Source organism: Luteitalea sp. (assembly GCF_022842525.1).
Classification (GTDB): domain Bacteria; phylum Acidobacteriota; class Vicinamibacteria; order Vicinamibacterales; family Vicinamibacteraceae; genus Luteitalea.
The window spans coordinates 1-4,428 of the sequence record NZ_JALHPM010000314.1; the positions used below are offsets into that span (position 1 = coordinate 1).

The following is a 4,428-nucleotide window of genomic DNA, read 5'->3' on the forward strand; positions in this document are numbered from 1 at the left end:
CGCACGCTGCTCGGGAAGATCGACGAGCGCACGTCGCGAATTACTGGAACGAAGCCCGGCAAGTAAGGTGTAAACGATGTTGCCGGACTTCTGTCAACGATCATCCCGTCCGTTCAATCGGTACGGTCCGGGTACATAGGTAACACAACGGTCCAGGGACATGGGTAACACCTCGCGCCAGACTGAGCGCTTCGAGAGGAGCGCGCATGCCGTGGCTGGAGACCTCGCCCATGATGGAACGACGACAGCTGGTGGCCGAGTACCAGCGCGGCCTGGTGCCCCTCGCTGCGCTCGCAGAGCGCGCGGGCGTGAGCCGCAAGACGGCCTACAAGTGGATCGCGCGCTTCGAGCGGGCGGGCACGGCCGGCCTGCAGGACCAGAGCCGCCGACCACACTCGTGCCCGCAGGCGACGGCGCCCGCGACGATTGAGGCGCTGCTGACGCTGCGACGCCGCCACCCGACGTGGGGGCCCAAGAAGCTGCTGCACGTGCTGGGACAGCGCCATCCCGAGATCACGTGGCCGGCGCGGAGCACCGCGGCCGACGTCCTCGCCCGTCATGGGCTGGTGGTGTCGCCGCGACGTGTGCGACGCCCAGGGCACCCCGGCCGCCCGCGCACGCCGATGACCGCGCCGAACGAGATCTGGACGATCGACTTCAAAGGGCACTTCCGCACCGGCGACGGCCACTACTGCTATCCGCTCACCGTGATGGACGGCTACAGTCGCTTTCTGCTGGCCTGCCAGGCGCTGCGCACCACCGCCATGCCGCCCACACGGGCCGTGCTGACGCAGTTGTTTCGCACGTACGGGTTACCGCAGATCATGCGCTCGGATAACGGCGTGCCCTTCGCCACGACCGCCCTCGGCCGACTCTCACAGCTCGCGGTGTGGTGGATCCGCCTCGGCATCTATCCCGAACTCATCGAACCGGCGTCGCCGCAGCAGAACGGCCGGCACGAGCGCTTTCATCGCACGCTCAAGCGCGAGACCGCGCGTCCGCCCCACGCCACGCTGGCGGCGCAGCAGCGCCGCTTCGGCGCGTTCCGGCAGGAATACAACCACGAGCGCCCGCATGAAGCGTTGGCGCAAGATACGCCGGCCTCGCGCTTCACGGCGTCGCCGCGCCCCTTCCCCGAGCAGGTGCCGGCGATCGAGTATCCCGCGCACTACGAAGTGCGACGCGTCAGCAACAACGGCGGCATTCGCTGGCATCACACGTGGATCAACGTGAGTCACGTCCTCGCGGGCGAGCACGTCGGCCTGCACGAAGTCGACGACGGACTCTGGGACGTGCACTTCGGCCCGCTCTGCCTGGGCCGCCTTGACGAACGAGACGGCCGGATCGAAGATGCGCTCGGCCGCAAACGCCGGAGACAAGTGTCACCCATGTCCCCGGACTGAAGTGTTACCTATCTCCCCGGCCGTTCAGTCAGCAACCTCTTGTGTATTTCAATCGCAGCCGGAGATGGCCTGTGGCCGTATACAGGTCAGAGGGGCCCAGCGTGACCTCGCGGAAGGGGCTGAGAGCTGGCCGTGTCTCGCTGCTGTCGCACCACATGTCACGCTCCTGTTCTGGTCGCGCTCGTACGCGCCCCTCAGTGACGCCGAGCACGAACAGGTCACCTTGAGGACTTTCGACAATGTCCTCAGGTTGAAGCCATGTCGGCGTCTTCCCCGGGCCGAGGTCCGCGATGTCAAGCCATGTGCCCTTCGGCAGAGGCTCCTCCGGCAATCGGACCCACGAGCCTCGTTGCTGGACGATCGAATGCTCAAAGAATGGCCCATAGCTCCAGTCGCCATCCAGAATGTCCGGGACGAATGGCACTGCCGCGCCGCCCTCTGCTGGCACGTAGTAGGCTCGCAGCCCCCTCCCGGGCATCGCCTCCACGATCAAGTCGCCAGCAAGGGCCGCCGGCTTGCGGGGTTCTTTTCTCAGGCGCAGCACCATCACCTTGGGCAACAGGTACTGCTCACGGCACGCGTGCCATGGCTGGCTCTCCGGGCGATGCGCTGAGCAGAGTGTTCCGAGGCGGTTTTCGTTCTCTAGCCAATCGACGAGTTCGGCAGTGTACAACCCGATCCACCCAACACCCTGCGCGGCCGCGAGCGGCGGCTGAGCCGCGCCAATTACGGCGCATTGCATTACGACCAGCGTTGCTGCACTGCAGATGCGCATTCTCATCGTGTCTGCCTAACGACGCCGCTTCAGCCGCGGCGCCCGACTGCCCGCATGATGCCACAACGCCCGGGCGCCGTCGGCTGCAAGTGATGGGATGGACTCCTTCAGGCAGTGCGGCATCATCGTGCCACCGTTCACGGCCTCGAGGGCCAGGGCCAGGAGGAGTCCGATGGAGTCTACGACGATCGCCGTCGATCTCGCCAAGTCAGTCTTTCAGGTCGCCGTCTCGCACCGCGCGGGCCAGGTGAGCCTCGAACGCCGCCTGCCGCGCGCGCGATTCCTGACATTCTTCGCGCAGCACCCCCCGGCGACCGTCTTGCTCGAAGCCTGCGGCAGCGCGCACCATTGGGCCCGCCAGCTCCAGCAGTGCGGCCATGACGTGCGCTTGCTGCCCGCCCACGACGTGCATCGCTATGTGCGGCGCGACAAGACCGACCGCGGCGATGCGAAAGCGCTCCTCGAAGCGGCGCGCAACGATGAGATTCGCGCCGTGCCGGTCAAGACCGTAGACCAGCAGATGATCGCCTCCCTGCATCGCGTGCGATCCACGTGGCTGGCCACGCGCACGGCCCGGCTCAACACGGTGCGCGGCCTGCTGCGCGAGTTTGGGATCACGATTCCCCTCGGGGCGCAGCATGTGGTGCCGATGATGCAGTCGCTGACGGACGACGACCGTGTGCCGCCCACGTTGCGGCCAGTACTCGTGACGATCGCCGAGGAGATCCGGACACTCGAGGCGACGATCCACGGCGTTGACCAGCAGCTCACCGCGCTGGCGCGGCAGTCGCCGGAGGCCACGCTGCTGCAAACGGTGCCGGGCGTGGGCGTGATCACGGCCACGGCGTTAGTCGCCGCGGTCGGGGATATCCGCCGATTCCCGACGGGCCGGCATTTCGCCAGCTTTCTCGGGCTGACAGCGACGGAAACGTCGTCAGGCGAGCGCCGACGACTGGGGGCGATCAGCAAGCGCGGTGACACCTATCTGCGCATGCTCTTGATCCACGGCGGCCGGTCGGTCCTGTGGAGCGCCAAGGGCAAGGCCGCGACGGATGGCCTCCGCACGTGGGCGCTGCGCACCGAGCAGCGCCGCGGCCACAACGTCGCCGCCGTCGCGGTGGCCAATAAACTCGCGCGCATCGCCTGGGCCGTCTGGAGCCGGCAGCTGCCGTACACGGGTGGCGACCGCCCGACCTAGGCGATACGCGCCACGCTCTCACCGGAGGATCGCCTCGTTGTGCAGGCACACCGGTCGGACCGGCGCGGGGACAGACCGATAACTTCCGTGGCCCTTCGAGGCCGTTCCAAGCGATTGGTCCCCCGCGCGCGGATGCCCTGCTGGCCCGGAGCGCCGCCGCTCCACTGAGAGGCCGAAGATACGACTGCGGTCCGCACTTCTCGCGCTGCGCGCGAGGCGCCTCCGGCACACGCGGGAAGGGGAAGACGTCGGGAGCGCTATCGATCTGTCTACGTGCTTGACGGAGGAGTCCAGATACGGTGGTTAGACCGCGTGTCAGTTAAACGTTCCAGCCACACGCTAGAAGGGCTCGAGAGTGCCAAGGGTTGCTTGCCCAGACGACGAGCGAATGATTGCCAAGCGAATCCGGGTAGCAGAGGTGTAGACGATCTCTGGAATCACCAACTCAGTTGTGTTGCACTGGGTGTTCGCGATGGGAATCTCACTCACTTCAAGATCGGTCGAGGGTGGAGGCTGCTTGAACTCCTGCACGACACACCACCGATCCTTGTCGGTGTCTGACTTGGCGAGCATTTCTGCAAGAGTTCTAGACAAGCCGGCCGTCTGTAGCTCTTCTGTCGTCAGTCTTCGACCGGGTAGCCCAACCAGAGCCCACGGGGCTTGAAGCGCACATTCAGTCACCACGCGTCCTTCGCCCTGCCGCACGGACTCGATCGCTCCCAACGTGCACTCGTCGATTCCACGGAGGGAGGGCGCACGTGGGTCGGCACATCCCACGATGACTGGAACCAACCAGAGTAGAGCAACGATTCGCCAGTCGGCTCGTGTTGTGGTCATCGTGGTTCAGTCGGTCTAACGGACGGCGCCTAACCCGCGGCGCCGCGATGCCCGGATGATGCCACACAAGCGGACCGCCGCCGGGTTCAGGCGCGTGTTAGCCCGCCGGACGGTACAGACCGGGTAGATCGTATACAGAAGTCCGGGCACATCGTTTACACCAGGAGGATGCCCTGGATGGAGACGAATGTCAGCAAGGAACGGCTCACGTTTGT

The 4,428-nt window shown here is 66.0% G+C and carries 3 protein-coding genes; 2 read left to right on the forward strand and 1 reads right to left on the reverse strand.

All coding sequences use genetic code 11. The features are described from left to right. Window positions 1-206 precede the first annotated feature (206 nt). Window positions 207-1,403 (forward strand): IS481 family transposase, encoded by a 1,197-nt coding sequence (locus Q0C41_RS30050; protein ID WP_291990482.1) that lies wholly within the window; start codon window positions 207-209, stop codon window positions 1,401-1,403. A 28-nt stretch (window positions 1,404-1,431) separates the two neighbouring features. Here Q0C41_RS30050 and Q0C41_RS30055 read toward each other — a convergent pair whose 3' ends face one another. Then, entirely contained in the window at window positions 1,432-2,184 is a 753-nt protein-coding gene (locus Q0C41_RS30055) for a hypothetical protein (RefSeq protein WP_291990484.1), read from the reverse strand. A gap of 166 nt (window positions 2,185-2,350) precedes the next feature. Here Q0C41_RS30055 and Q0C41_RS30060 point away from each other — a divergent pair, with 166 nt between their 5' ends. Next, entirely contained in the window at window positions 2,351-3,376 is a 1,026-nt protein-coding gene (locus Q0C41_RS30060) for an IS110 family transposase (protein ID WP_291990486.1), read from the forward strand. The last annotated feature ends 1,052 nt before the right edge of the window (window positions 3,377-4,428 follow it).